At 67.0% G+C, this 25,461-nt stretch carries 24 protein-coding genes and 2 pseudogenes; 9 read left to right on the top strand and 17 right to left on the bottom strand.

The features are described 5' to 3' along the window. The first annotated feature begins 47 nt into the window (after positions 1 to 47). The gene (locus CQY20_RS04950) at positions 48 to 812 is read left to right on the top strand and encodes a trans-aconitate 2-methyltransferase (protein WP_097938617.1); all 765 of its coding nucleotides are present in this window, start codon (positions 48 to 50) and stop codon (positions 810 to 812) included. Positions 813 to 818: 6 nt separating this feature from the next. On the opposite strand, the pseudogene CQY20_RS35120 reads toward CQY20_RS04950, so the two are convergent. Beyond that, a pseudogene (locus CQY20_RS35120) lies at positions 819 to 1,037 on the bottom strand (Stf0 family sulfotransferase); the annotation flags it as partial. A gap of 83 nt (positions 1,038 to 1,120) precedes the next feature. Between CQY20_RS35120 and CQY20_RS04940 the strand changes: the two are divergent. After that, the gene (locus CQY20_RS04940; protein WP_097938787.1) at positions 1,121 to 1,402 is read left to right on the top strand and encodes a CDGP domain-containing protein; all 282 of its coding nucleotides are present in this window, start codon (positions 1,121 to 1,123) and stop codon (positions 1,400 to 1,402) included. A gap of 16 nt (positions 1,403 to 1,418) precedes the next feature. Here the strand turns inward: CQY20_RS04940 and CQY20_RS04935 are convergent, their stop codons facing one another. Continuing rightward, positions 1,419 to 1,907 (bottom strand): type 2 periplasmic-binding domain-containing protein, encoded by a 489-nt coding sequence (locus CQY20_RS04935; protein WP_097938616.1) that lies wholly within the window; start codon positions 1,905 to 1,907, stop codon positions 1,419 to 1,421. 38 nt (positions 1,908 to 1,945) lie between these two features. On the opposite strand from CQY20_RS04935, the gene CQY20_RS04930 reads away from it, so the two are divergent. Next, positions 1,946 to 2,617, top strand: coding sequence for a phosphatase PAP2 family protein (locus CQY20_RS04930; RefSeq protein ID WP_097938614.1), 672 nt, complete (start codon positions 1,946 to 1,948; stop codon positions 2,615 to 2,617). Here the strand turns inward: CQY20_RS04930 and CQY20_RS04925 are convergent. Next, a complete protein-coding gene (locus CQY20_RS04925; RefSeq protein WP_097938612.1) occupies positions 2,571 to 4,064 on the bottom strand; it encodes a bifunctional phosphatase PAP2/diacylglycerol kinase family protein in 1,494 nt (497 codons plus the stop codon). The genes CQY20_RS04930 and CQY20_RS04925 overlap by 47 nt on opposite strands. 26 nt (positions 4,065 to 4,090) lie before the next feature. Here CQY20_RS04925 and CQY20_RS04920 point away from each other — a divergent pair, with 26 nt between their 5' ends. Beyond that, positions 4,091 to 4,624, top strand: a complete 534-nt coding sequence (locus tag CQY20_RS04920; protein WP_133119020.1) for a hypothetical protein — start codon at positions 4,091 to 4,093, stop codon at positions 4,622 to 4,624. 20 nt (positions 4,625 to 4,644) lie between these two features. Next, positions 4,645 to 5,307, top strand: a complete 663-nt coding sequence (locus CQY20_RS04915) for a L,D-transpeptidase family protein (RefSeq protein ID WP_163700988.1) — start codon at positions 4,645 to 4,647, stop codon at positions 5,305 to 5,307. Between the two features lie 3 nt (positions 5,308 to 5,310). Here the strand turns inward: CQY20_RS04915 and CQY20_RS04910 are convergent, their stop codons facing one another. Together CQY20_RS04910 and CQY20_RS04905 are read right to left on the bottom strand one after the other, a co-directional pair. Further along, on the bottom strand, positions 5,311 to 5,772 hold the full coding sequence (locus CQY20_RS04910; RefSeq protein ID WP_097938608.1) for a nuclear transport factor 2 family protein: 462 nt from the start codon (positions 5,770 to 5,772) through the stop codon (positions 5,311 to 5,313). 9 nt (positions 5,773 to 5,781) lie between these two features. Beyond that, positions 5,782 to 7,287 carry an FAD-dependent oxidoreductase gene (locus tag CQY20_RS04905; protein WP_097938607.1) on the bottom strand — a complete coding sequence of 502 codons (1,506 nt, stop codon included), beginning with the start codon at positions 7,285 to 7,287 and terminating at the stop codon, positions 5,782 to 5,784. A gap of 137 nt (positions 7,288 to 7,424) precedes the next feature. On the opposite strand from CQY20_RS04905, the pseudogene CQY20_RS04900 reads away from it, so the two are divergent. Then, a pseudogene (locus CQY20_RS04900) lies at positions 7,425 to 9,313 on the top strand (Hsp70 family protein). Between the two features lie 50 nt (positions 9,314 to 9,363). After that, the gene (locus CQY20_RS04895) at positions 9,364 to 9,801 is read left to right on the top strand and encodes an Rv0313 family protein (RefSeq protein ID WP_097938605.1); all 438 of its coding nucleotides are present in this window, start codon (positions 9,364 to 9,366) and stop codon (positions 9,799 to 9,801) included. Positions 9,802 to 10,076: 275 nt separating this feature from the next. Here CQY20_RS04895 and CQY20_RS04885 read toward each other — a convergent pair whose 3' ends face one another. The 7 genes from CQY20_RS04885 to CQY20_RS04855 form a co-directional block, all read right to left on the bottom strand. After that, positions 10,077 to 11,063: an ABC transporter ATP-binding protein gene (locus tag CQY20_RS04885; protein ID WP_097938603.1), complete on the bottom strand. Its 987-nt coding sequence runs from the start codon at positions 11,061 to 11,063 to the stop codon at positions 10,077 to 10,079. Next, complete coding sequence (locus CQY20_RS04880) at positions 11,053 to 12,075, bottom strand: ABC transporter ATP-binding protein (RefSeq protein ID WP_097938602.1); 1,023 nt, start codon at positions 12,073 to 12,075, stop codon at positions 11,053 to 11,055. Before CQY20_RS04880 ends, CQY20_RS04885 begins: the two co-directional genes overlap by 11 nt. Next, positions 12,072 to 13,034: an ABC transporter permease gene (locus CQY20_RS04875; RefSeq protein WP_097938600.1), complete on the bottom strand. Its 963-nt coding sequence runs from the start codon at positions 13,032 to 13,034 to the stop codon at positions 12,072 to 12,074. The genes CQY20_RS04880 and CQY20_RS04875 overlap by 4 nt, the downstream gene beginning before the upstream one ends. A gap of 2 nt (positions 13,035 to 13,036) precedes the next feature. Continuing rightward, positions 13,037 to 14,074: an ABC transporter permease gene (locus CQY20_RS04870; protein ID WP_163700984.1), complete on the bottom strand. Its 1,038-nt coding sequence runs from the start codon at positions 14,072 to 14,074 to the stop codon at positions 13,037 to 13,039. After that, positions 14,071 to 15,723 (bottom strand): ABC transporter substrate-binding protein, encoded by a 1,653-nt coding sequence (locus CQY20_RS04865; protein WP_097938598.1) that lies wholly within the window; start codon positions 15,721 to 15,723, stop codon positions 14,071 to 14,073. The genes CQY20_RS04870 and CQY20_RS04865 overlap by 4 nt, the downstream gene beginning before the upstream one ends. An 84-nt stretch (positions 15,724 to 15,807) precedes the next feature. After that, complete coding sequence (locus tag CQY20_RS04860) at positions 15,808 to 16,293, bottom strand: hypothetical protein (RefSeq protein ID WP_234816102.1); 486 nt, start codon at positions 16,291 to 16,293, stop codon at positions 15,808 to 15,810. A gap of 23 nt (positions 16,294 to 16,316) precedes the next feature. Next, positions 16,317 to 18,524, bottom strand: a complete 2,208-nt coding sequence (locus tag CQY20_RS04855) for a DUF4185 domain-containing protein (RefSeq protein ID WP_097938596.1) — start codon at positions 18,522 to 18,524, stop codon at positions 16,317 to 16,319. A 160-nt stretch (positions 18,525 to 18,684) separates the two neighbouring features. Between CQY20_RS04855 and CQY20_RS04850 the strand changes: the two genes are divergently transcribed. Next, on the top strand, positions 18,685 to 18,963 hold the full coding sequence (locus CQY20_RS04850; protein WP_097938594.1) for a hypothetical protein: 279 nt from the start codon (positions 18,685 to 18,687) through the stop codon (positions 18,961 to 18,963). Positions 18,964 to 18,976: 13 nt separating this feature from the next. Here the strand turns inward: CQY20_RS04850 and CQY20_RS04845 are convergent, their stop codons facing one another. After that, the gene (locus tag CQY20_RS04845) at positions 18,977 to 20,122 is read right to left on the bottom strand and encodes a cytochrome P450 (protein ID WP_174814755.1); all 1,146 of its coding nucleotides are present in this window, start codon (positions 20,120 to 20,122) and stop codon (positions 18,977 to 18,979) included. A gap of 304 nt (positions 20,123 to 20,426) precedes the next feature. On the opposite strand from CQY20_RS04845, the gene CQY20_RS04840 reads away from it, so the two are divergent. Further along, positions 20,427 to 21,128, top strand: coding sequence for a VldE C-terminal domain-containing protein (locus tag CQY20_RS04840; protein WP_097938592.1), 702 nt, complete (start codon positions 20,427 to 20,429; stop codon positions 21,126 to 21,128). On the opposite strand, the gene CQY20_RS04835 is transcribed toward CQY20_RS04840, so the two are convergent. The 4 genes from CQY20_RS04835 to CQY20_RS04820 are packed head-to-tail and all read right to left on the bottom strand — an operon-like array spanning position 21,116 to position 25,367. Next, complete coding sequence (locus CQY20_RS04835) at positions 21,116 to 22,084, bottom strand: SIS domain-containing protein (protein ID WP_097938589.1); 969 nt, start codon at positions 22,082 to 22,084, stop codon at positions 21,116 to 21,118. The two genes, CQY20_RS04840 and CQY20_RS04835, sit on opposite strands and share 13 nt — an antisense overlap. After that, the gene (locus CQY20_RS04830) at positions 22,081 to 23,286 is read right to left on the bottom strand and encodes a glucosamine kinase (RefSeq protein ID WP_234816101.1); all 1,206 of its coding nucleotides are present in this window, start codon (positions 23,284 to 23,286) and stop codon (positions 22,081 to 22,083) included. The genes CQY20_RS04835 and CQY20_RS04830 overlap by 4 nt, the downstream gene beginning before the upstream one ends. Next, positions 23,279 to 24,592 carry a glycosyltransferase gene (locus tag CQY20_RS04825; protein WP_234816100.1) on the bottom strand — a complete coding sequence of 438 codons (1,314 nt, stop codon included), beginning with the start codon at positions 24,590 to 24,592 and terminating at the stop codon, positions 23,279 to 23,281. The genes CQY20_RS04830 and CQY20_RS04825 overlap by 8 nt, the downstream gene beginning before the upstream one ends. A 37-nt stretch (positions 24,593 to 24,629) precedes the next feature. Further along, positions 24,630 to 25,367 (bottom strand): SDR family NAD(P)-dependent oxidoreductase, encoded by a 738-nt coding sequence (locus CQY20_RS04820; RefSeq protein ID WP_234816099.1) that lies wholly within the window; start codon positions 25,365 to 25,367, stop codon positions 24,630 to 24,632. Positions 25,368 to 25,461: the final 94 nt, after the last annotated feature.

Genomic DNA, 25,461 nt, shown 5'->3' with positions numbered 1-25,461 from the left:
AACCGCCTGTGGGTGGCCGGACACTGGCCGGTGCAAGACTGTGTGTCATGTGGAATCCCGACGTCTACCTCAATTTCGCCGATCACCGCGGCCGCCCCTTCTTCGACCTGGTCTCCAGGGTGGCAGCCGACAATCCGCGTCGCGTCGTCGACTTGGGTTGTGGCCCAGGGAATCTCACTGCCGCCCTCGCAGAACGCTGGCCGAACGCGACGATCGAGGCGTGGGACAGCTCACCGGACATGGTGGAGGCGGCCAGGGAAAAAGGCGTCGACGCGCAGGTCGGTGACATTCGGTCCTGGACGCCGAAGCCCGACACCGATGTGGTGGTGAGCAACGCCGCCCTGCAATGGGTGCCCGAACACGCCGAACTGCTGGTCCGCTGGGCGCGTGAGTTGCCTGCGGGGTCGTGGATCGCGGTGCAGATGCCACGGAATTTCCGGGCGCCGTCGCACGTGGCCGTCCGCACGGTGATCCGCCGCGAGCCGTTCGCAAACCAACTGCGCGACGTCCCGTTTCGGGACGGCAAGGTGGTCAGCTCCGCCGAAGAGTACGCGGGCATGCTGACCGACGCCGGATGCCGGGTCGACGCCTGGGAGACGACCTACATCCACGAGTTGACCGGCGAGAACCCGGTGCTGAAGTGGGTCACCGGCACGGCGCTGCGGCCGGTCATCGACCGGTTGTCCGATGAAGCGTGGCATCAGTTTCAGCAGCAACTCATTCCGCTGCTCAACGAGGCCTACCCGATGCGTCCGGACGGTCGCACGTTCTTCCCGTTCCAGCGGGTGTTCATGGTGGCTCAGGTCATCTGAGCGCGGTCAGGTCGGAAGACCGTCACGTTCGGCGTCGGCGCGGTAGCGGTCCACCCACTCGTCGGAGCGTTGATCGGTCTGACGTTCCAGCGCCGTCGGCGGCGCCAGCCGCGGATCCTGGCCGAGGGCTTCCAGCACGGTGCCCACGATCTAGGTGAGGTTGCGCCACAGCACCGGATAGGACACCTCCATCGGAGTGATGCCTTCGACGTCGAACCAAGTGCGCTCATCCAGAAAGCAAGTTATCCAGGAAAGGCGCAAATATTCGTCCAGGCGGTACCGTCATCGACGGGAGGCAGATCGTGACCATGCGGATCGCGGGGGTGGCGGTGCTGCTGGCAGGCGTGGGGCTGATCGCCACGGCGCCGCCGGCCAGCGCCGGCTGTCTGTACGGAGGACCGGTCATCAGCAAGTGCGACGGGCCCGTGCAACCCGACGGCACCTGGCAACGTTGCATCGGAGTCGCCCAGTGGGTGCCCAGCGGGCTGAGCACTCATCTGGTGCCGGTGAAGCACTGCGGGGTGATGGGTCCGAATCAGCAGTCGCTGGACTTCGTGTTCGCCGACCCGCCGACACACATCGATGGCTGAGCTGGCTGAGCCGCGGCTAGTCCAGGCCTTCGGGGGGAACGCCGACCGCCCGCAGGACGTATTCGGGTGGCACATCGAAGGCCAGCGACGTGCGCGGCAGCCGCGTCACCACCTCGTCGGGAATCGGCGTCTTGTAGTTGAGTGAGAGATGGCCGTGGAATTTCGGGTCGATATCGGCGATGTCGGCCTCGATGTGCAAACCCGTGTCGGAGATGTGGGCCTTGACGGCGCCTGTCTGCGCGCCATCCCACCTCTGGTCGATGGTTCGCCCGGCGAGCTTGGGCAGCGAGGACAGCGTCGCGAGCGCGCGCTGCGACGTGAACACCAGCGAGCCGACGTAGCTCGCGATGTCGGTGTTGGCGCGCTTACCGGGAACCGACCCGCTGAACCGCCGCGTCACCGGCACGTATTCGGCGAGGAAGAGCACGCCCTCGGATTCGACTTCGGTGCGCAGCGCGTCGGGCAGCGCACCGATGCGGAGCAGCTTGCGCAGAAACACGGCCATACCTGCACGGTAGCCGCAGCGTGGTAAACGTTGGAGGAATGACAGCGCGGAACGGCCGGCTCGTGGGCCTCTCAGCAGTCGCGTTGACGCTGTATGTCGCGCTGTGGGTGGGTTTCACGCAGCAATGGCAGTGGGTCCATGCGATGGACACGTCGGCGATCTCGGCGTTGCACGAATACGGCAGTGTCCGCCCCGGATGGGTGACGTTCTGGGACGTGCTCTGCACGGTGCTGGGACCGGGCGCGTTCCGGTTGGCGACGCTGGTGTGGATCGTTGTGGCCTTGGTGCGGCGCAACTTCCGCGTCGCGGTGTTTCTCGCGTTGACGGTGGAAGTCAGCGGGCTGGTCACCGAACTGGCCAAGGCCGCCGCGGACCGGCCGCGGCCGTCGGAGGCGCTGGTGTATGCGTGGTCGACGTCGTTTCCGTCCGGGCATGCGCTGGGGTTGATGGTGGCGGTGCTGGCGGTGCTCACCGTCGTGCTGCCCCACGTGGGCGGTGGCGGGCGGATCTGGCTGTGCGTCGCAGGCGCGGCCGTCGTGGTGGTGATCGGGGCGGCACGGGTGATCCTCAACGTGCACAACCCCTCCGACGTGTTGGCGGGATGGGCGCTTGGCTACGTGTGGTTCGTCCTCGTGTGGCTGGTGGCGCCGCCCGTCGCACCCGTCACGGAAGCGGGCGAAACACCGGCAGCGCCCGGTATTTCACGCTGAAATCCGCGCCCGTGCATTCGCTGCCGAGTTCGCCGTCGTGCGCCAGGATGGTGGAGCCGTCGACGACGGAGAACGAGAACTCGGGCACCCGCAGCTCGTGGTAGAGCGGGCTGCGCTCCAACCTGCCGAGCATCAGCGAGGTGATGATCCGCAGCCGGGCGAACCGCCTGCCGGTCTCCAGAATCCGGACGTCGATGAGGCCGTCATCCATCCTGGTGCGTCGTGACGGCGCGAAGCCCGACGGCAGATACGTCGAATTGCCAAGGAAGAACAGCGATGTCTGCAACGTCTTGTTGTCGTAACTGATGCGCACCGGCTCGGCGTGGCGCAGCGTGAGCACCATTGCGTAAAGCGTCGCCAGTGGCTTGCCGATCTTGTGCTCGAGCTTTTCGCGGATCCGCACGAACCTCGGGTACGCACCGATGCTGGCGGTGTTGATGACGATGCGATCGTCGTCCATACACACCAGGTCGACGCATGCCACACTGCCGCGCCGGATCGCCTCGACCGTCTTGGCGACGGTGTCACAGCCGATGTCCTTGGCGAAATGATTGAAGGTGCCGCCGGGAAACACCGCGAGCGGGATGCCGTGCTTGACCGCGATGCCTGCCGCGCACGACACGGTGCCGTCGCCGCCGCCGACGGCCAGCACATCGGCCCGCTGTGCGGCCTCGTCCAGTGCAGCGGCGACGTCGGCGTCGTCGCCGAGTTCGACGATCTCGGCGGCAGGCAGGGCCTCGCGCACCTCGTCGACGACTCGCGATCCGGTGCCACCGCCGGATGCGGGGTTGATCACCAGCACCACACCCTTGCCGTCCGGGCGGGGCGGGGTGTCGACGCGCAGCGGGTCGGCGGCCAGAACCTGCGTCGGCACGATCGGCGGCACGATGCGGGCGCCGAGCACCGCGATGCCGGCTCCGATGCCGAAGCCCGCGAACACGTCGCCGGGATAGTGCGCGCCGACGACGACGCGGGACAGCCCGACCAGCCCACCGAGCAGCGCCAGCCCCAGCCCGAGCGGCGGGTTCTCCAGCCCCACCCCGACCGCGAACGCGGCGGCGCTCGCCGAATGCCCCGACGGCAGCGAGTTCGACGTGGGAAAGCGTCTGCTCTGCCGGTGCAAGGGCACCGTCGCCCGGTTAGGCCGCGGGCGCTTCCAAACGCGCTTGGCGAATTGATTGGTGACCAGGCTGGTGACCCCGAGGCTGACCACGCCGCGGATCGCGCCGCGGACCGTGGACGGGTGGCGGGTAGCCACCAAGCCGGCGGCGACGGCGAACCACAGCTTGGAGTGGTCGGCGGCCCAGCTCAGCCGCGGCATGGTGGCGTCAAGCAGCGGACTCGGCGACTCCGCCACCGCTTCGAAGACTTCGCGGTCGAGCGTGCCGAGGCCCTGACCGATCTGGGTCAGGCCTTGCAGCCCTTGTGGATTTCGACGCAGTGGCATGACGCCAAGGTAGCCGCATCCGGCCGTTGACAACCGTCCCGGCCCTACGCCACCGCTGCGTTGTGCGGATGGTGCACAGCCTGACCAGTTCGACCGACGACTGGGACGACCAACTCGAATCCTTCGAGACCGGCTGGCCGGGTTTCATCGAGGCGCTGCGGGTATATCTGCGGCACTATCCGGGCCGGCCCGCGGCCGCCGTTCACGCCGTCGTGCACCAGCCCGGCGACCAGGCCGACATGTGGCGCACGCTGTCCACCGCGTTGAACCTTGCCGGCGGCAACGTCGGCGAGCGCAGGGAGACGTCGCCCGGATCGCCGCGCCTTGCCGGTGTCATCGAGCGCGTGCATCAGGACGGGCGGTCGCGCGAGGTGATGCTCCGGCTCGACGAGCCCACCGAAGGGGTCGCGGTGGTGGGCACCTGTCAGCCGGGCGGCCAGGCGAGCGGCATCGTGAGCTTGTTCTTCTACGGCGCGGATGCCGCCCAGACGGCGGCCGGCGAGCGGTCCAAGTGGAACGCGTGGCTCGCCGACCTTCTCCGTGCCCCGGCAACGCCCTGATCGTGTGCAACCATGAGCCGGTGCGCCGATGGCTGATCCCGCTGCTGGCTGCGGTGTCGTTCGGGCTGGGTGTGGTGTGCGCGCCGGCCGCCGACGCCGAGTACACGCCGTGGTTCGCGCCGAAGGTCGGCAACGCCACCCAGGTGATATCCGTTGTGGGGCAGGATGGCTCGAAAGCCAAAATCGATGTCTTCCAGCGAACGGCGGCGGGATGGCAACCCATTCGGGTCGGTATTCCCGCATGGGTCGGTGCCAACGGCATGGCCCCGGAAACCCATGACGGCCAACAAAAGACGCCGATGGGCATCTTCACGCTGGACTTCGCGTTCGGCACCGCGCCGAATCCGGGCGGCGGGCTGCAGTACGTGCAGGTGACGCCCGATCACTGGTGGGACGGCGACATGAAGAGCCCGACCTACAACACCATGCAGGTGTGCAAGAAGTCGGAGTGCCCGTTCAACACCGATCCGGCCAGCGGCACCGAGAATCTTCACATTCCGCAGTACGTGCACGCCGTGGTGATGGGCGTCAACAAAGAGCGCGTCCCCGGCAACGGTGGGGCGTTCTTCCTGCACGCCACCGACGGCGGCCCGACCGCGGGATGCGTGGCCATTGACGACGGGACCTTGGTGGAGATCATTCGGTGGCTGCGGCCGGGCGCGCTCATCGCCGTCACGCAATAATGGTCAAATGTTCAGTGCCGCACCGGGTGTCACCTTGAAGTTGGTGATCGACTCGGTGGACATGTTCACCTCGTAGGTACGTTCGTACCCGGTGGCGCAGATCCGCCAGCCGTCCGGTGTGCGTCGATACAGGTCGTGGTAGAAGGCGGCGCCGTAGAGCATGAAGTTGAAGTCGGGCACGATGACGCGGTCCTGCAGGTACCAGGTGCCGGTGGCCTCGTCGCCGTCGACGTCGATCTCGGGGTGGGTGACGCGGTGCTCGGTCAGCACGTTGGCGGGCATCGCGTTTCGCATGAACTCCACCAGCGAGTCGCGGTCGGTGAAATGGTGTTCCTCACCGAGTGAGCTCCCGTAGTCGCCGACGATGTCCTCGGTGAGCGTGTCGGCGAACTCGTCCCAGTGTTTGGTGTCCAGCGCCCGTAGGTAGCGGTACTTGACCCGCTTGATCTCGTCGATATCGCCCATGCGGGGATACTACTGAGCAGGGGTGAGATCCCGGGTCGCAGGACCTTCAAGCAGCTTGCCGTCGGGCGCGAACCGTGAGCCGTGCAGCGGGCACTCCCAGGCCTCGTCCGAGTCGTTCCAGTTAACGATGCCGCCAAGGTGCGGGCAGACCGGTGAAACCCGGTGCTCGACGCCGTCGACGACGGCGCGGCCTTCCAGCCGCCACGGCGGACCGCTGACGACCCCGCCCTCCTCGGGGCTGCGGCTCAGCGTGCGGGTGACCGGCGTGATCCACCCCCTGGCCAGATACAGCCCCACTTCGGCGTTCATCAGCATCGCCTTGGGGATGCCTGACAGCTCGTGGGGACTCCAGCTCGCGAACGCCTCGGCCCAGTCCATCCGGCCGCCCAGTATCCGGCTCGACAGGGCCAGGGCCGCTGCCGTGCCGTTCGTCATGCCCCACTTGTCGAAACCCGTTGCGACGAAGATGTTGTCGTTGCCGGGCAGGATCGGGCCGACATAGGGCAGCTCGTCGATCGGCGAATAGTCTTGCGCCGACCAGTAATGCGTCTGCATGGCGCCGGGGTAGTGCATCTTCGCCCATGCATCGAGCTCCTGCACCGACGACGACGGCGTCTTCGCGTGGCCGACGGGATGGCCCGCACCGCCGACGATCAACCGCTGCCCGTCGGCCGTCGGCGCGTAGCGCACCGAGCGCGTCGGAGAGTCGGTCGAGATGTACATGCCGCTGGTGATGTCGCCTGGCACGCGGTAGGCCATGCAGTACGACCGGTTGGGCTTGAGTCGCGCGAAGAATCCGCCACGGTCCAGAATCGGAATTCCGGTCGCAAGCACGCACTGTTCGGCATAGACGTCGAACTCGTCGGCTTCCGCGGTGCGCACATTCAGCGTCAATCGGCCGTCCTCACCCGAAACCTTCTGCACCCGAACGCCTTCCACGAGGCGTCCGCCGCGCTCGTCGAGTTCGACGATCAAGCTGTCCAAGAACGGCATCGGATCGAACTGCGCCTGCTGCGGCAGGCGCACGCCGCCGTGGAACGGGAACGGCACATCCGCCTCGTCGACCCATTCCGCGTCCAGCCCTGCGGCCTCGCATGCCTCCAGTTCGGCGCGGGCAGACGGCACACCCGACTCCGACTGGGCGTACGTGTAGGCGTCCTCGCGCTGCACCGAGATTCCGCGCGCCTCACAGTGCGAGATCAACCACTGCTGGCCCTCGCGGTTGCCTTCCAGATACTGCGTGGCGCGTTTAGCGCCGTGTTTGGCAACGATTTTCGACAGCTTGGTGCCTTGCAGCAGGCTGATTTTCGCGGTCGTGTTGCCGGTTGCACCCGCGCCTGCGGAGTGCGCTTCGAGCACGAGCACGTTCTTGCCCGCCCTGGCCAGCAACACCGCGGTGACAAGGCCGGTGATGCCTGCGCCGACGACAACGACGTCGGCCTCCCGCTCTGCCTCTAGCAAAGGGCTTGGCGCCGAAGGGTGATTTGCTCTGTCGGCCAGCCACAGTGACGTCATGGCACTGCCAGTACCCTGCATGACGATGCCGAAAACGCAAGCCGTCAAATCGACGGTGCCGTAAGGCCGTTCAAATGGCCTGGGTATGGAGTGTCTGAGCGATATATGCCCTTTTCAACGCTATGGTGTGGCCCGTTATGAGCGACCCTTTGGGGTTGTCGGTCGGGACAACCAATCTGGTCGCGGCGCGTGTCGGAAATCAACCAGTGACGCGCCGCTCGATGCTGACACTCGCCAAATCCGGCGGAACGATCACCGGTTTCGTCGAACGCGTCGGCGACCGTGTGCCGTTGGTAACTGCCGACGGCGCGAGCTACCTGGCTGAACAACTTCTGGTCGAAGCCCTCGACGGGATGGTTGAACTCGGCGGCGGACCCTCGACCGATGTCGCGATCGCGGTTCCCGCGCATTGGAATGCCGCGACGACGTGGGCGCTGCGCAGCGCGCTGGCCACCAGCAAGACGCTGGCGCAGACGGCGCGGCCGGTTCGGGTGGTCTCCGACGCGGTCGCCGCGCTGACGGCCTTGCAGGCCAACCCGGGCATCGCCGCCGACGGTGTGGTGGCACTGCTCGACTTCGGCGGCAGCGGCACCAGCGTCACGCTGGCCGACGCCGCGGCGCAGTTCGAGCCGGTGGGCGAGACCGTGCGGGTGGCCGACTTCTCCGGCGATTTGATCGATCAGGCGTTGCTGACACACGTCCTGGACAACCTCGGCGACAACGCCGATCCCGCGGGCACCACCGCGGTGGAGTCGCTGGCCAAGCTGCGCGACGAATGCCGCCGGGCAAAGGAGCGGCTCTCAGCGGAGACGGCAACGCAGTTGGTGCTCGACCTGCCCGGCTACCGGACCGACATCCGGGTGACCCGCGATGAGCTGGAGGAACTCATCCGCAGGCCGCTCGACGGCGTTACCGCGGCCCTCGATGAATTGACCGAACGCAACGGGATCGCGCCGACAGGCCTGACCGCCGTCGCCATCGTAGGTGGCGGCGCCAGCATTCCGCTTGTCGCACAACGCATTAGCGAACACACTCAACTTCCGCTCGTCACCACGCCGCGCCCGGCTCTCGACGCCGCCGTCGGGCAGCGCTGTTCGCGGCGTTCGGCGCCGACGCCGACGCACCGACCGGGGCCAACGCGGCCACCGCCATGGCAGCCGACGCCCCGACCGGAGCCGCCCCCGCCGCCACCGACGCGACCGTCGCCGGTCCGGTGTACGACGTCCCGCAACCCGACGAGGGCTCGGCGACGTTTCGGGCGTTGGCGTGGTCGCAGGAGGAAGGCGGCGACGACGTCGTCCCGTACACCGGCGAAAACCCCTACGAGCTGCCCGATGCTGATCCGCGACCTGCCGTCGAGTACCTGCCGACCACCGGCAGCATCTACTCCGAACACCGGCCGTGGCACCGCGTCACGGCGCTGGTGGTCGGCGTCGCGGCCGTCATCGCCGTTGTCGCCGTCGGCGGCGTGGCCTACGCGTTGACCAGCGCTTCGGAAGGGACCAAGGCCAGCGAGGAGCCGCGTCCCGAGCCGCCGAAACAGCCCGAGCCCGAACCGCCGAACCAACCCGCACCGGAACCGCCGAAACAACCCGAGCCTGAGCCGCCGCAACCACCGCCGCCTCCGCAGCCGGAGAACCCGGAGCCGCCGCCTCCGCCGCAGAACCCCGAACCGCCGCCGCCACCACCGCCGCCGCCAGAAACGGTGACGGTGACCAGCGAGGTGCCTGCGCCGACGACCACCGAGCCGACCACCACCACGACAACCACCACGACGTCGCCGACCACGACGACGACGTCACCGACGACCACAACCACCACAACCACGACGACGACCACCACTACAACGACGACCACGACGACGCCGTCGATGACCACGACGTACGTCAGGGTCCCGTTCGTGCCGGTGCCGGTGCCCATCCAGGTGCCCAATCAGGGGCCGACCCCTGAGCCGCCGCCGTATCAGCCTCCCTACCAGCCGCCTTACCAGCCGCAGTACCCGTATCAGCCTTCGCCCTGGGGATAGTCGCTGCGCATTTCCGCGGGCCCGGTGTGTCTCGGTGGCAGAATGAACAGATGAGTGGTAACGGCCCGTTCGGATTCGATCCGGACGACTTCGATCGAGTGATCCGCGAGGCAGGCGAGGGGTTGCGCGACGCCTTCGGCAGGCTCTTCGACATGACCGGTGAGCGGGCCGGATGGAGCGTGCTCTTCGATGAGATCTCCCGACGGCAGCGCCGTGAACCGGAGACCACCGGGGAGACCGGGGACGGGGTGTGGGCGATCTACACCGTCGACGACGAGGGCAAGGCCCATGTCGAGGAGGTGTACGCCACCGAACTCGAGGCGCTTCGGGCCAACAAGAACAACACCGATCCGAGGCGCAAGGTGCGCTTCCTGCCGTACGGCATCGCGGTCAGCGTGTTGGACGCCTCGCCGGAGGGCTCGGACGCCCCAGACGCCCCGAGCGACGACGCCTCGACCGACGAGGCCTCCGGCTCCGCCGACGAATAGCTCCCGCCGCCGCCACCCCCCCGAAGGCGACGCCGAGCGCACCGACCTCGCGCAGGGCACCACGAGCGTCCCGATCTCGATCGTCACCAACGGCGAACCGACGACGCTCTACGTGCAGAGCCTGGTCCTGTCGCCCGGCGCCAGCAGCGGCTGGCACGCCCACCCGGGACCCGAACACTCGGTAATCAACGAGGGCACCGTCGAGGTGCAGACCGCAGGGGACTGCCAGAAGGTCTCCTACGCACGGTCCGCGACGACGCGCCCGCGGCCTGCCCCTAGACGTTGCGGGGATGATGGCAGGCCGCGAGATGATCCGGCCGGTGGTCGAGCAGTTCCGGCTCGTCTGACGTGCAGACGTCGGTCGCCCACGGGCAGCGGGTGTGGAAGCGGCAGCCCGACGGCGGATCGATCGGGCTCGGCACGTCGCCCTCGAGCACCAGTCGGTCGCGCGCCGCGTTGGCTTTCGGGTCGGGGATGGGCACCGCCGACAGCAGCGCGTTCGAGTAGGGGTGAATCGGCTTGTCGTACAACTCGTCTGCGCCGGAGTTCTCGACGATCTTGCCGAGATACATGACCGCGATCCGGTCCGACACATGGCGTACGACGCCCAGATCGTGCGCCACGAAGAGGTAGGACAGCCCGAACTCGTCCTGCACGTCCTCGAGCAGGTTGATGATCTGCGCCTGCACCGACACGTCGAGCGCCGAGACGGGTTCGTCGGCGATGATCAGCTTGGGCCGCAAGGCAAGTGCACGGGCGATGCCGATGCGCTGACGCTGCCCGCCGGAGAACTCATGCGGAAAGCGGTTGTAGTGCTCGGCGTTCAGGCCGACCCGGTCCAGCAGGTCCTGTACCCGTCGCTTCAACTCGGCGCCCCTTGCCAGGCCGTGCAGTTCGAGCGGGTCACCGATGATCTGGCCCACGCGCTTGCGCGGGTTCAGCGACGCGAACGGATCCTGGAAGATCATCTGCATCTCGCGGCGCACCGCCCGAAGTTCGCGGCGCGACGCACCGACGAGTTCCTGGCCGACGAACCGCACCGAGCCCGACGTCGGCGTCGTCAACTGCAGGATCGCCCGGCACAGCGTCGACTTGCCACAGCCGGATTCGCCGACGAGACCCAGTGTTTCGCCCTCGCGCAGGGTGAAGCTGACACCGTCGACGGCCCGTACCCGCGCCACCTCGCGGTCCACCACGACCCCGGCCTTGATCGGGAAATGCTTGACGAGGTCGGTGACCTCCAGCAGCACGTCACCCTTCATGGCGGGCCTTCACCTCGTTGTCGAGCCAGCACCGATCCAGATGTGCGCTGCCCGTGCGTGGTTCCAACGGCGGCAGTTCGGCGCACCTGTCGAAGACGTGTGAGCAGCGCGGCGCGAAGCGGCAACCGGCTGGTGGCGCCAGCAGTGACGGCGGGGCACCGGGGATCTGCGCCAGCCGTGCGGTGCGTGGCTGGTCCAGCCGGGCCAGGGAACCCAGCAGCCCCCAGGTGTAGGGATGCTTTGGCGCGTAAAAGATCTCATCCAGGGTGGCGTCCTCCACAACCTGGCCCGCGTACATCACCAGCACGCGGTCGGCGATCTCGGCGACGACTCCGAGGTCGTGGGTGATGATGATGACCGCCAGGTCGCGTTCGCGGTTGAGGCGGTCGATCAACTGCAGGATCTGCGCCTGAATCGTCACGTCCAGCGCGGTGGTCGGCTCGTCGGCGATCAGCACGTCCGGTTCGAGGGCCAGCGCCATCGCGATCATGACGCGTTGCCGCATGCCGCCGGAGAACTCGTGCGGATAGTGATGCACGCGACGGTCGGGGTTCGGAATGCCCACCGACCGCAACAAATCCACGGCGCGTGACCGTGCCTCCTGCTTCGAGACGTCGCGATGGGCGCGGATCATCTCGGCGATCTGGTCGCCGACGCGGTAGACGGGATTGAGGGCGCTCATCGGGTCCTGGAAGACCATCGCGATCTGCTCGCCGCGCACGTCGCGCAGCTGGTCGTCGGTCAGGCCGTTGATCTCCTTGCCCCGATAGGACACCGAGCCGGAGATCTTCGCGTTGGGCGCGCGGGTGAGCCCGGTCAGCGTTTGGGCGGTAACGCTTTTGCCGCAACCGGATTCGCCGACGATCGCCAGCACCTCGCCGGCGGTCAATTCGAAGGACACCCCGTCGACGGCCTTGACCACACCGTCCTCGGTGGCGAAGCTGACCCGCAGGTCGTCGACGGTGAGAATGGGGTCGCCCTGTGCCGGTGATTCGCTCGCAAGCTTGCTCATGCCGGGGCCGCCTCTCCGAGCCGGATGCGCGGGTCCAGCACCGCATAGAGGATGTCGACGATCGTGTTGAACAGCACGATGAAGAACGCGCCGAACATCGTCACCGCCATCAGAGGCGGCAGATCCAGTGACCGGATGGCTTCGCCCGCATACAGCCCGACACCGTCGAGGTTGTAGACGGTTTCGGTGAGGATCGCGCCGCCGCCGACCACCATCCCGAAGTCCAGCCCGAACATCGTGACGATCGGGATCATCGAGTTGCGCAGCACGTGGCGGATGCGTACCTGGCGTTCGGACAATCCCTTCGCCCGCGCGGTGCGCACGTAGTCCTCGTTCATCGCATCGAGCATGTTGGACCGCAGCACGCGGCTGTACAGACCGACGAACAACACCGCGAGCGTGCACCACGGCAGGATCAAGTGGTAGGCCCATTCGCCCGGACTTTCGGTCAACGGCACATAGCTGCCCGTCGGGAACAGTTCCACCTTGTAGGTGAAGAAGTACAACAGCATCGCCGCGAGCCAGAACACCGGCATCGAAATGCCCACCAGCGAAAGGATTGTCAGTGCGCGGTCGGTGAACTTGCCCGCATGCACGGCGCTCAGATAACCGAACAGGACCGCCAGCGACATCCACAGGATCGCAGCCCCGATGCACAGCGAGAACGTGGCGGGCAATCCCTCCCAGATCTGTTCGAGGACATTGCGATCCTTGGCATACGAGGTCAGCTGCCCGGTGAAGATCTGCTTCATCATCGTCAGGTACTGCACCACCAGCGGCTTGTCCAGCCCGAGGTCGGCGCTGACTCTGGCGATCAGCGCGGGATCGGCGTTCTTGCCTGCGATGCGTGCGGCGGGGTCGGAGTTCGGAATGACGTTGAAGATCAGAAATACGATCACCGAGATCGCGAACAACGCCGCAGCCATCCCGAGCACGCGCCGGGCGACGAACCTGACCATGCTCAGTGCTCCAACCGGATCTTGGCCCGCGGATCCATCGCGTCCCGCAATCCGTCCCCGAAGACGTTCAGCGACAACACCGTTGCGACGATCATCAGACCCGGTACCACGGTGAGGTGTGGTGCGGTGAAGATGACCTGGTAGCCGTCGGAGATCATGGTGCCCCATGATGCGTTGGGCGGTCGCACTCCCGCGCCGAGGAACGACAGCGCCGATTCCAGCAGCATGTTGTTGGCGATGTTGAGGGTGAAGAACACGACGACCGTCGACAGGATATTGGGCAGCAGTTCGTTGAACATGATCCGCAGCGGCCCCATACCTTGGGCAACGGCGGCTTCGATGAATTCCTTCTCGCGCAGCGCGAGGATTTCGCCGCGGATCGGTCTGGCCACGTAGGGCACATAGACCAATCCGATGATCAGGATCGGGATCCAGATCGAGTCGCCCGCGATCTCGATCGGCCCCACTTTCAGGCCGCCGATCGCCAGCGTGGTGCCCAGCGCGATGCCCAACAGCAGCACCGGGAACGCCCAGATGACGTCCATCGCACGGGACAGTACGGAGTCGATCCAGCCGCGGTAGTAGCCCGCCAGCAGCCCGACGATCACGGCCAGCACGGTGGTGACGGTCGCCGCCGCGAGCCCGACGTATATCGACGTCCGGCCGCCGTACAACAAGCGCACCATGACATCTCGGCCGTTCTGGTCGGCGCCGAGCATGAACTGGCCGCGCAGGCCGGGGCCCAGCGGTGTGCCGTCGGGTGCGACGACGTCGACCTGCTGCCCGTCGACCATCACTTTGTCGGTGAGGTGGTTCTCGTTCGGGCCGGTGTGCGCAACGTGCTCGGCCCACAGCGGAGCGGCAAGGCAGGCTAGCGCGATGAGCACGAACACCACTGCGCACGCCAGGGCAAGCTTGTTGCGCCGCAACCGAAGCCACGCCAAATACCACGGGCTGCGGCCCCGGATCTGTGACGCGGGTACTCCCGTCGGAAGCGGTGGCTCGTCGGGAACCTCCACCGCGTCGACCGGCGCCGTCACTTGATCGCGAACGAGGTGTAGTCCTGGTTGAACAGCAGGTGGTGATAGGACTTGTCGAAGTCCATCCGCTCGGACAGGAACGTGCTGAACTGCTCGTTTCCGTACGGCGCCCACACCGCCTCTTCCATGTAGGCCCTATCGAGATCCGCGTACTGGTCTTCCACCCCGCCGTCACCGATCAGCTTGGTCAGCAACTCGTCCTGCTTGGCGTTCAACTCCGGCATGTTGACCCGCGACAGGTTGTTGCCGTTGGTGGGCAGGATGCTCTCGCCGTGCAGCAGTGGCCGGAAGAAGTCGTCCGGATGCGGGAAGTCCTGGAACCAGTCGGCGAAGCCGGTGTCCATGTCGGGAGTGGACTCGTTGCCGACCGTCGTCCAGTAGACATCGCCCGCAATGACTTTCAGTGTGGCGTTGAAGCCCAGCTGGGTGAGCAGATCGTGGTAGTACTCGCCGATCCGCTTGCGGTCGGGTTCGTCATCGGTCCACACCGTGATGTCGCGGTCGGCCGGATTGGCCTCGGCGATCAGCTGTTTCGCCTTGTTGATGTCCGGTCCGGGGTAGAGCTTGAACTCCTTGTAGCCGGGCATGCCGGGCGGCAGGATCTGCTGGGTCGGGTGCAGCCGGCCGCCGAAGATCCGGTTGAGCGCTTCGGGATCGATCGCGTAGTTGATCGCCTGGCGCACCCGCAGGTCGTTGAACGGCGGCTTCTGCGTGTTCATGAAGAAGTAGTAGGTGTTGATCGACTCTTCCAGGCGGAAGCGGTCCGAGTACTTGGACTTCACCTCGGCGAGTCGGTCGGCCACCGGCGGGTCGAGCATGAAGTCGACCTTGTTCTGCTCGACGTCGGTGACCTGCGCGCTGTTGTTCTTGTTCTCGTTGATGACGATCTTGTCGACGTTGGCGTCGGCCACCTCCGTGGCGCCTGCGTCCTTGACGGTTCCGAAGTTCGGGTTGCGCTCCATCGTCATGGTCCGCGGCGCATTGACGTTCGTGATCATGAACGGGCCGCTGGCCGGAGGCGGGTTGTTGGTGGCGTCCTTGTCCAGCGGTGTGCTCGGCGGCACCGGCGCGGCGAACATCAGCCCGAGAACGTTCTCGAAGGTGCCGTTGGGCTCCTTCAACGTGATCGTGATGTCGCCAGTGTTGTCGTCGGTCGTGATGCCGCTGATGTTCTGCGCCGAGCCGTCGGCGTACTCGGTGGCGCCGGCGATGTTGTCGAAGAACACCGAACCGCCGGAATCGGTCTTGAAGAGCCGCTGAATGCCGTATGCGAAATCGGAGGCCTTGATCGGGGTGTCGTCCGAATACTTCATGTTCGGGCGAAGTTTGAGCTTGTAGACCCTGCCGTCCGGCGAGATCTCCGGCATCGCCTCGGCCAGCGCAGGCACGACTTCAGTGCCCTCTTTTCCTTTGGCGTGTTTGTACGTCAGCAGCGGCGTGTAGACGTTCCATAGAATCTCCCAGCCCTCGACGGTGTAGGAGAGCTGCGGATCGACGTAGTCGGGAAACGACGTCAAGGCGATGTTGATCTCGCCGCCGCCGCCACCACCGCCGCCACCCTGGCTGTCCTTGCTGCCGCATGCGGCCACCCCGAACGCCGCAAGTGCGACGACGCAGGTCATCACCAGGATCTTGCGCAGTGAATTCATCGTGCTCCCTCTGGCAGGCGGTCCGGACACCCCATACACCTACGCCAATTCGTCGGCGTTGGTTGGAGGTTCGGGTAAATCTCGCTAATGCACCTTCTGCCACAAGCAATGACCCTGCAACTCGACGGTGAACAGCAGAGGCAGCACCTCGAGGTGCAGCAACTGCCCCGGCTCGCCGGTCGACACCTCGGGAGAGGTTCGCTCGCCCGCGGCGGTGTTGTCGAGCTGCGCGGCGCTGCACTGAGCATCGGGCGATTGCGGAATTGCAACCCATGCGCCCGAATCGATCTCACGATTAGGCTGACCTTCACCGTGCAGCGTTAGCTGGGGGCCGTAGGTGAACCAGCGATCGCTCTTCGGGTACGGCGAATCGAATGTTTGCCAACGATATTCACTGCCGCGTTGATTTCGGCATTCCAGAAATGTCATCAAATCCGGCAGCTGGGTGAGCGCGCCTGCGGCGGCTTCCGGGCACGGCGCGCCTGGCTGCGGGACCGCTGGATCGGCCGCGGCGCCGGGACACGCGACGAGCGCGGCGATCCCGGCAGCCACGCCCACCGGAACCGCCACGCGACCAATGCGAAGTCGACGCATCACACCTTGCTCAGATCAGTGCGCATCGTCACCACCTGATAATCGCCCCAAGTCGACATATTCCAGTACAGGTACTGTCTTTCGGACTCGTCGACCTTCGACGTCGACGACCAGGGATGGATCATCGGCGCGTACAGCCCGGGCATTTTCGACGACGAAACCAGAACCGTGGGCGTGCTCCACGGGCCCTCCGGCCGATCGGCCTTGCGCATCACGATGTTGTTGTTCTGGTCCTGGTACAGCATGATGTACTGCTTCTCGTATTCGTTGTACTGCACCGACATTTCGCCGGCAGTCGGGTATGTGGTGCGCTTGATCAGGCCGAAGAAGTAGCTAGTCGTGGTGCCCGGCAGGACGGGCTTGGCGGCCGACGGCTTGTTCGCGACCCATGCCGTCCCGTTCCAGTACTCGTATTTGGTCTGGTCGAGGATCTGGTCCTGCTTGACCCGCGACAGATACACCGTGCCGCCGCGACCCGACGGCGTGCCGTACGCATACACCCAACCGGCGTCGGCGTCCGCCGAGCCCGCGGGAGGCGCGACGAAGGCGAACTGCTGGAAGTTCTCGTTGCCCGCCACGTAGGGCATCGTGGAGCGGCCGACAGCGGCGGGTCGGACGCTTTCCCGCGCCACATGCCAGGTTTCGCCGTTGTCGTCGGAGAACGCGATGGCCGAGTAGTTGGTTGTCCACCGGCCCGGGGTGTCCCAGGACCGCACCGACATGATGCTGGCGTACTGCCGCGAACCGTACTGGTTCGGGTACGGCGCCGAAATCGCCGATGTCGGAATGATGGTGATGTCCTGGCCGACCGCGTACCGCTCGTTGGCGACCACCTGCTTGAAGATGTAGCGCTGCAGCTCGCTGTTGTAAACCAAAGGTGCACCGGCGAAATCGTCGACAGGATGCCCGTCGCGCACGTAGATGCCGTTTGACAGCATCGCATCCGAGCTTCGCAACAGCGTGTTGTTGCGCCACACTCCGGTCCGGACCGGGGTGGTGTTGTAGAACGTGTCGCCGAACAGGATCAGCACCTGATTCTGCTCGTCAATGCCGTTGTCCCACATGATTCCGAGGTCGGTTCCGCCGATGCCGAACCGACTCTGCGTGTTGTTGAGGCCCCCTGGGCCGGTGAGCTTGGTGATGATCGCGGTGTTCGGGCTGACCGCCACCGGGTTCACCGAGTAGTCGGTCGCCGGGTCGTATGGCGTGACAACGGCTCCCGTCGGTTGGCTTTCCGCGATCGTCAGCGCGGCGACGGTCGGGGTGCGTACCGTGCTGCTGCTACCGACGGTCAAGGCGGCCTGCTCTCGCCGCACACCCAGCGCCAACAGGGCCAGCGCGATCGGGGTCCCGATCGGTCCGGCTGGCGTGTTGGACGCCAGTGCGCCGAGACCGAGAGCCGAAACAATGGTGCTCAAAAGCCGAGGTACCGGCGGCTTTTCGGGTGCGGGGGCGGAGGCCGCCGTCAGCACCGGCAGGTACTCCTGCATCGCGGTGTTGACACTCAACGTCTGGAATGTGCTGCGCTCCACCGTTTCAGCGGCAGGTGCCACGGCCGTCTCAACCGATTCTGCGACAACCTGTGCGGTGGTGCGCTGCTCGGTGCGCGCCGGGTGTGAGGGTTGGGCAGCAGGCAGGTGGCGCACGAACCGTTCGACCGGATTGTCGGTCGGCACCGCCGCCGACTTCTTTTGCGCCGGCCTTACTTTCACCACCTCCGGAGCTGTCACCGCCTCCGGCGCTTGCGCCACCTCCGGTTGTGCCTCGTCGAGTTGTGCACCCTCGGCCGGTGCCGCGTCGTCCGTGGCCGCCTGTTTCGGCTCGACCGGGGCGGCCGCCTTCTGCGGCTTGAACTTCTTACTGGTGAGCGCCCCGCCGGTGGCCACCGCGACGCCCCGCTCGGCGGCACGTGTCAACGACGACATCACGTCCTTCGCCTTCGACCCGAGCTTCGGCCGTGACGGCGCCGATGCACCCGGGGGCGGGTCGGCCGTCGTCGTGGTCTTCGGCGCCTCGGCCGTGCCGGTGTCGGCGGCGCCGGTACCCGAATCGGCGTTGGAGTCCGGCGAGGAAGCCGACTCGCTCGACGAGGTGTTGCTGTCGGTCGGGCCGGCCCAGGCCACCCCGTGTCCCGTCGCGACCGCTGCGCCGACTCCCAGCGCTACAGCTAATCCCCCGACGCGTCCGATGTAGGCAGATGCACCCATGTTCTCCCCTGATGACGATGCATCCCCGACTTGGGAGGAGTGTCCCACCCCCGGTACGCGGTGCGCGGAGTTTTCAGGACTTTCCCAAACATGTCAGCAATCGCTTAACTTCCCTAAGATTGGTGCAGGAGGTCGGGGGACGATCCAAGGGAGGCCTTCGATGCTGAGCACAATTCGTCGCCTGGCAATCGTCGGCGCGATGACACTCGCACCACTTGCATTCGCAACGATCCTGACGCCGGGAGTTAGCGGTGCGGTCGAGTGTGGGTACGGAACCGTCTATGACGCGCCGTCCAACAGCTGCGTCGCCGCTCCGCCCCCGCCGCCGCCACCGCCGCCACCTCCGGCCTGGAACGGTGACATCACGCCGTACTTCGGCGTGGGCGTGTGCGTGCCGATACCCGTTCCGTTCGGCCCGTCGATCTGCGCTGGCATCTGACCCCGGCAGCGGGTCAGGCCGGCGAGAAGCGCACCGGCATCGACCGGATGCCGTTCATCAGGTTCGACCGCACGCGTTCGACGGGGCCTGCGAGCTCGAGGCCCTTCATCCGCGACAGCACCTCGGGAATGATCGCGGCGGCCTCCACCCTGGCCAGATTGGCGCCGAGGCAGTAATGGGTTCCGCCGCCGCCGAACGCCAGATGCGGGTTGGGGGTGCGGCCGATGTCGAAGCGGTCGGGGTCGGCGAAGCGCGTCTCGTCGCGGTTGGCCGACGGATAGAACATCGCTGCGCGGTCACCGGCCTGCACGGGTATGCCGCGCAGCTCGGTGTCTCGCGTCGCCGTGCGCACGAACACCGTGACGGGGCTGGTGAAGCGCAGCATCTCCTCGACGGCGGTCGGCAGCAGCGACGGGTCGGCGGCCAGCCGCGCCTGCTCGGCCGGATGCTCCAGCAAGGCCAGGATGCCCGCGGCCACCAGGTTGCGTGTGGTGTCGCCGCCGGCGTTGATCAGCAGCAGGAAGAACATGTTGAACTCGAGGTCGGTGAGGTGTTCACCGTCGACCTCGGCATGCAGCAGCGAGGTGGCGATGTCGTCGCCCGGATCGGCGCGCTTGCGCGCGGCCAGTTCGGTGCCGTAGGCGAACATCTGCATCTGCGCGTCGACCGCGGTCTCCTGCTGCCCGACCGAGCCGGTGTTCATGATCTCGGTCAGCTCGTAGAGCCGACGGCCGTCGCCGAGCGGGATGCCCATCAGTTCGGCGATCACGTAGGACGGCAGCGCCCCGGCGACGTCGTCGACGAAATCGCATTCGCCCTGCGCGGCCATGGCGTCGACGATCTGCCGCGCCATCTCCGCGACGCGGCCGTTGAGCCGAGCCACCTGCCGAGGCGTGAAACCTTTGCTGATCAGCGAGCGCAGCTTGGTGTGCCGCGGCGGGTCCATTGTCAGCATCATCAGCTCGAGCTGGTAGGCGTCCTCGGGCCGAGGAATCTCGAAGAACACCCCGGTGGCCTGCGACGACCACGTCGCGCTGTCCCTCGACACGGCAAGGATCTCGTCGTATCCGGTCAGCGCCAGAAAGCCGGGACCGTCCTGGTGCGGGTGCCACGCGACCGGGGCGCGCCGGCGCAGTGCACGGAACGCGTCGAAGGGCATGCCGGATGCGTATACGTCCGGGTCGGTGAGGTCGACGCCGCCGATCGCGATGGCATCTTCTGCCACGTCGGAGAGTGTGCCCGACACATCGAACCGGCCGGGTGAAAACTGCCGGCTCGGTTTAGGCACGCGGCCGGTTCGACGTGTGACGCAGGTTACTCCGCGAATTCGCCGATTGAGCCGTCGGCGCGCTTGTGAGCTGCGAAAATGTGACCCTTTCTTGACTTGCTCGCCATCCGCCGAAGATTAAGGGTTTATTGAGGGAGGCTGAACATCGGCTTCTTTGCTCGTATGGTGCTACTCGATGGGGAGGCACAGCGTCGCTCGCCGCCGGCGGATGCCGTCGGTCGTACCAGCCGCAGTGGTCGCTCCCTACGCACTTCTGCTCGCGGCGGGCGGCGACGTTTCACCTCCGGCGCCGGTCGCTGAAGCCGACTCCGCGGATACCGCTGACACCGCCGACACCGTCGTCGACGGCCCGGCGCAACGCAGCATCCAGATCGTCGCCTCCGGTCCGACGGGCTACTCCACCCCAGCGGCGGCCCTTCCGGCCGACGGCGGCGCCGTCACAGCGCAGTTCGCGTCGGCGTCGCGCTACCGCGTCTACAACCGCGAGGCCGAACGCATCCTGCCCGTCGGGAAGGTGTCGGAGAAGGGCCTGCAGGTCAAGACGATCCTGGTGGCGCGCAGCATCAGCGCACTGTTTCCCGAGATCCAGAACATCGGCGGGGTGCGGCCCGACTCGCTGCGCTGGCACCCCAACGGCTTGGCGCTTGACGTGATGATCCCGAACCCGACGTCGGCGGCGGGCATCGAACTCGGCAACCGGATCGTCGCGTTCGCGCTGGAGAACGCCCAGCGCTTCGCGCTGCAGGACTGCATCTGGCGCGGTGTCTACTACACGCCCGGCGGCGCGAAGCCCGGCGGCTACGGCCACTACGACCACGTCCACATCACCACGCGCGGCGGCGGATACCCGACCGGCGACGAGGTCTACCTCCGCTGAGCCTGCCACGCCCGGGCGGCCATGAGCTCGGGCACCAGGACCTCCGTCAGGAGACGGACGACATCGTCGGAGTCGCCGGGGTAGCGCAGGTTGTACTGGGTGCCGGGCACCACGCCGCCGACGCCGATGACGGTGGAGCCGCGCTCGCCGGTCCACTCGGCCAGCTGTGCCTCCCACTTCGATCCGGCGAAGACGAGCAGCCGGTAGTCGAGCGTCTTCGTCAGGTACACGTCCACATGGCTCCAGTCGCCCGTCTCGCACCCGACCGCCGGCAGCCGCGGACCCTCGCGCAGCATCAGGGCGCCCTGCTGTGCCGAGCACAACCGGTCCGCCGGCGCCGCGAGGTAGACGCCCGACGGGCCGAGCAGCGGCTCGGAAACCTCCAGTCGCCAATCGCTTTCGGTGTCGAGGAGGTAGGCGCTGGCATCGGCGGCCAGCGCAACGGCCGATGCCAGGCGCTCTGTGCCGGTGCGCGTCAGATGGCATTCGAGTGCCAACAGCAGTGCCAGCGTGTGCTGGTAGCTGCGGCAGGCGACACCACCGACCTCGGTCTCGGCGGCCAGGTCGACAACGGCGTCGCAGCGCTGGGTGATGGGCGAGCCCGGCGTGTTGGTGAGCGCGACCGTGTGCGCCGATGCGGGCAGCCGGTCGAGGGCGTCGAGGGTTTCGGCCGAGCCGCCGCTGGCCGACGTGGCGACGACCAGCGTCGCGTCACCCCAGTCAGGCAGAAGCGGTGAGGAAGCCAGCTCCGATGCGGCGACCACGCCCCGGGCGCGCATGCGGGCCGCCGCCACACCGCCGGCATACGCCGACGATCCCATCCCGAGAAGCACCACCCGCTCGATGTTCGGCGGCACGACGTCGTCCCACGGGTTCGCGGCGGCCAACCCCGATGCGAGCCGCTGCAGAACCTCGGGCTTGCGGTACAGGTCGGCGGCGAAACCGTCCGGCTTCACGTCGGGATCCCTTCGCCGAGAAGAGCGGGTAGCGCCGCGTCGGGCACATACATCCACCGCGGCAGATGACTTGCCGCATAGATGATCTCGCGCAGCACCTGTTGGGTGCGAAACGGCGCGACCGCGTCTGGGTCGTACAGCCCGGCGTGCCCCAGCTGACCGATGCGGGCGGTGTATGCGTCGAGGAACGCCGCGCGCACCTGTGTGTCGACCTCGGCCAGCGCCTGCGGGTCGAGCGCGGTGTACTTGCGCGCCACGACCGCGGCGTGGCTCAGCGACTGCACCATGCCCGCGACATCGAGGGCCGCGGGGATCGGCAGAATTCTCTCCCGCGCCTGCAGCACCGGGTTGCCGTCGAAGTCGGTCACCACGAAACGGCCGTCGGCGCGCAGGATTTGGCCGACGTGCAGGTCGCCGTGGCCTTCGATGACGGGGCTGCCCCCCAGCTCGCCAAGCCGGTCCAACACCTTCGCGACCTCGCCCCGGCGGGCACGGGCAACGCGCACAGCATGTGAATCCTCAAGGCTACAAACGGATTCCAAGGTGTTCAGCGCCGCATCGCGCCACCGCTGGGCGTCGGACATCGTGGCGACGGTGGCGGTGCTCGCCAAGGCGGCGTGCAGCTCGGCAACCAGGGCGGCGACGTCGCGGGCGGCGTCGATCGCCGGGCCGGGTCTGCGGTCACGGGCGGCGTCGGTGATCAGCTGCACCGCCCACGTCCATCCGTCCACAGCGCCTGGCAGGTATTGGTCGACGCTGGCGACAAGGGTTTCCGCGCCGTCGGGCTGCCGCCACGTGACCAGCCCCCACGGCTGGGGGATGCCGCCGAACCCGGCGTCACGCAGCACCGCGATGCGACGCGGAGCCGGGTGCGGGCCGTCCTGCAGATGGGTCGCCCATTTGACCACCGCGGCGTCGCCGACGATCACCGACTCATTGGTCTGGTCGACCCCGATGCTGCGTTCTCCCACCGCGATTCGGTGCGTCCACGAGCGGATCGTGAAGCTGCCCCGCGTCGTCGTTCCGGTCGCTTCGGCCAGCAGTCGCAGCAGCGCCTCCGCGACACCTTCTCCCGACCGCGCGCGCCGCCATTGCCCGTCGGCGGTGCGCAGCATGGGCAGCGCGGCGCGCCCGTCGGAGTGGGCGACGACCGCAAGGCGCATGCCGTCGTCGAGGTCGAGCGCGTCGAGCGGATCAGGCAACCGAGGCCCGATGTTGCACACCGACCCGTTCGATGACGTCGGCGCCGACCCGCAGTCCGTCACGGGCGCGGATCGCCGCGCCGATGGCCGAAAGCCGGGCGCGCAGCGAGGTGTCGGCGAGCAGGCGGTCGACCGCGCCGGTCAGTTCCTCGTCGGCGAACTTGTAGGTGTCGAGCCGCACGCCGAAGCCGAGTTCGTCGATGCGCTGGGCGTTTTCGTACTGATCCCAGAACAGCGGCAGTACGATCAACGGCTTGCCGAAATGCAGTGTCTCGGTGACGGTGTTGTTGCCGCCGTGGGATATCACCAGGTCCACCTGCGGGATGACCTTGGTCTGCGGCAACATCTGGGCGCCGACCATGTTGTCGCCCAACGTGATTCGGTCGGCCTGCGGCCCCTTGCTGACGATGTAGCGGTGCCTGGTGGTGGCCAACACGTCGATCAGGCGCTGCATGAGCTCGACGTCGGCGCCGCCGAGTGACCCCAGCGACAGGTACACCAGGGCGCTGTCGTCGGGCCGATTCGCGACCTCGGCGGGCACTTCGTACTCCTCGTCGGTTTCGCGCACGCTGGAATCCAAACGGGTCCAGCTGTCGTCGAGCGGCCGGGCATCGACGTAGTCGGCCTCGGCCGGGTAGACGTAGAGGTTGGCCGCCGTGTTGTGCGGCATGAACTCCAGGTCGCGCAGCGGTTCGGCGCCCTGGGCCTGCACCCACTCGTTGAAATCGGACCACATCGCGCGGTGCGTGCGGTCGAATTCGGCGCGGAAGGCGTCCCATTGGCTGCGGTCGGCGCTGGGCAGTCCGGAGAACGGCGGCGGAATGTTCGGGCCCGTGATCTCCAGCGGGCTGCACGACACGATCCGCACGAACGGCGCGCCGGACGTCACCAGAGCGGGGAAGAGCACGACGTTGTCCTCGACGATCACGTCGGGACGGTGCGTGGCGATGATCTCGCGCAGCCGGGGCTCGCAGTATTTGGCCCCGTCGATGAGCGCCTGATAGGTCGGCTGGATGAACGACTCCAACTGCTCGATCGTCGGCTTGCGGAATTCCGGTGCGGTCTCGGCGATGAACTGCGTCCAGAACGCCCCGGCGTCCTCCTCGCCCGCATCGGCGGCAGGCTCGGCCAGATCGACCAGCTCCTCGATGAAACCGAACGGCGCCAGCTTGCCTGCCCACGAGCTTTCCGCCGCGAACACGATGGTGTGCCCGCGGTCGCGCAGGATGGCGGCCAGCCCGATGCACTGGTTCGTCGGACCGTAGGCCGATTCCGGCCAGAACATGATGGTCAGTGGTGTCGCCACGGGTCGGAGAATACTGCCGGACGGCGCGGCGCGTGGCTCAGGGCCGAAATGTCACACCGCCGTCGACGGCGATGGTTTGAGCGGTGATGAAGCTGCCGTCGTCGGACAGCAGCAGGGCGCCCAGCGCCGCGACGTCACCGGGTCTGCCGAACCGAGACTTGATCATCTGCCGCGCGCGGGCCTGGTCGACGATCCCGTCGGGCATCGGGTTCTCGTCGAACTTGTAGTGCCAGATAAGTCCGGGCGCAATGGCGTTGGCGCGGATGCCCTTTGGGCCGTATTTGCGTGCGATGTGGCGCATCAGAGCCAACTCCGCGGCCTTGCTCATCTGGTAGGACACCCGCGTGCCGGCGCCGTTGTAGGCGTCGATCGACGCGGTGAACACGATGGACCCGCCGCCGCTGTCGATCATCGCGGGTATCGCGTGTTTGGCGCAGATGACAAAGCCCCTGGTGTTGACGCGCATGACTTCGTCGAAGGTCTCCAACGGCAGGTCCACGACTCCGCCGGGCAGATACGCGTCGTCGGCGTTGGTGAAGTTGACGTGCATGCCGTCGAGGCGGCCGAAAGCGTCGACGGCCGCACTGACGATGCCGATGACGGAGTCTTCGTCGGTGCCGTCGAGCGGTTGTCCGCGCACCCGCTCGCCGGACGGGTCGAGGTCGGCGGCCACCCGCGTGGCCAACTCGGCGTCGAGATCGCCGATCACCAGCCGTGCGCCCTCGTCGGCGTAGCGGCGGGCCAGGCCGTTGCCGATGCCGCCCAGCCCCGCCACGATCACGACCTTGTTCTCTAGGAGCCTGCTGAATTAGTGGCTTTGGGGGCGGGGTGCCTCAAAGCGCTCTGTGGCGCGTGTGTTCAGTCAGACC

The sequence above is a fragment of the Mycolicibacterium agri genome, assembly GCF_002553505.1.
In the GTDB taxonomy this organism is placed as follows: domain Bacteria; phylum Actinomycetota; class Actinomycetes; order Mycobacteriales; family Mycobacteriaceae; genus Mycobacterium; species Mycobacterium agri.
This window is presented reverse-complemented; position numbering and strand designations above follow the sequence as displayed.

What these genes read in the sequence shown, in the direction of transcription:
- CQY20_RS04840 (WP_097938592.1), top strand. Translation starts at nt 20,427, where the DNA reads ATGGGGAGGCACAGCGTCGCTCGCCGCCGGCGGATGCCGTCGGTCGTA.
- CQY20_RS04940 (WP_097938787.1), top strand. Translation starts at nt 1,121, where the DNA reads ATGCGGATCGCGGGGGTGGCGGTGCTGCTGGCAGGCGTGGGGCTGATC.
- CQY20_RS04875 (WP_097938600.1), bottom strand. Translation starts at nt 13,034, where the DNA reads ATGGTCAGGTTCGTCGCCCGGCGCGTGCTCGGGATGGCTGCGGCGTTG.
- CQY20_RS04880 (WP_097938602.1), bottom strand. Translation starts at nt 12,075, where the DNA reads ATGAGCAAGCTTGCGAGCGAATCACCGGCACAGGGCGACCCCATTCTC.
- CQY20_RS04855 (WP_097938596.1), bottom strand. Translation starts at nt 18,524, where the DNA reads ATGGGTGCATCTGCCTACATCGGACGCGTCGGGGGATTAGCTGTAGCG.
- CQY20_RS04925 (WP_097938612.1), bottom strand. Translation starts at nt 4,064, where the DNA reads ATGCCACTGCGTCGAAATCCACAAGGGCTGCAAGGCCTGACCCAGATC.
- CQY20_RS04845 (WP_174814755.1), bottom strand. Translation starts at nt 20,122, where the DNA reads ATGCCCTTCGACGCGTTCCGTGCACTGCGCCGGCGCGCCCCGGTCGCG.
- CQY20_RS04930 (WP_097938614.1), top strand. Translation starts at nt 1,946, where the DNA reads ATGACAGCGCGGAACGGCCGGCTCGTGGGCCTCTCAGCAGTCGCGTTG.
- CQY20_RS04865 (WP_097938598.1), bottom strand. Translation starts at nt 15,723, where the DNA reads ATGAATTCACTGCGCAAGATCCTGGTGATGACCTGCGTCGTCGCACTT.
- CQY20_RS04950 (WP_097938617.1), top strand. Translation starts at nt 48, where the DNA reads ATGTGGAATCCCGACGTCTACCTCAATTTCGCCGATCACCGCGGCCGC.
- CQY20_RS04885 (WP_097938603.1), bottom strand. Translation starts at nt 11,063, where the DNA reads ATGAAGGGTGACGTGCTGCTGGAGGTCACCGACCTCGTCAAGCATTTC.
- CQY20_RS04935 (WP_097938616.1), bottom strand. Translation starts at nt 1,907, where the DNA reads ATGGCCGTGTTTCTGCGCAAGCTGCTCCGCATCGGTGCGCTGCCCGAC.
- CQY20_RS04850 (WP_097938594.1), top strand. Translation starts at nt 18,685, where the DNA reads ATGCTGAGCACAATTCGTCGCCTGGCAATCGTCGGCGCGATGACACTC.
- CQY20_RS04910 (WP_097938608.1), bottom strand. Translation starts at nt 5,772, where the DNA reads ATGGGCGATATCGACGAGATCAAGCGGGTCAAGTACCGCTACCTACGG.
- CQY20_RS04905 (WP_097938607.1), bottom strand. Translation starts at nt 7,287, where the DNA reads ATGACGTCACTGTGGCTGGCCGACAGAGCAAATCACCCTTCGGCGCCA.
- CQY20_RS04895 (WP_097938605.1), top strand. Translation starts at nt 9,364, where the DNA reads ATGAGTGGTAACGGCCCGTTCGGATTCGATCCGGACGACTTCGATCGA.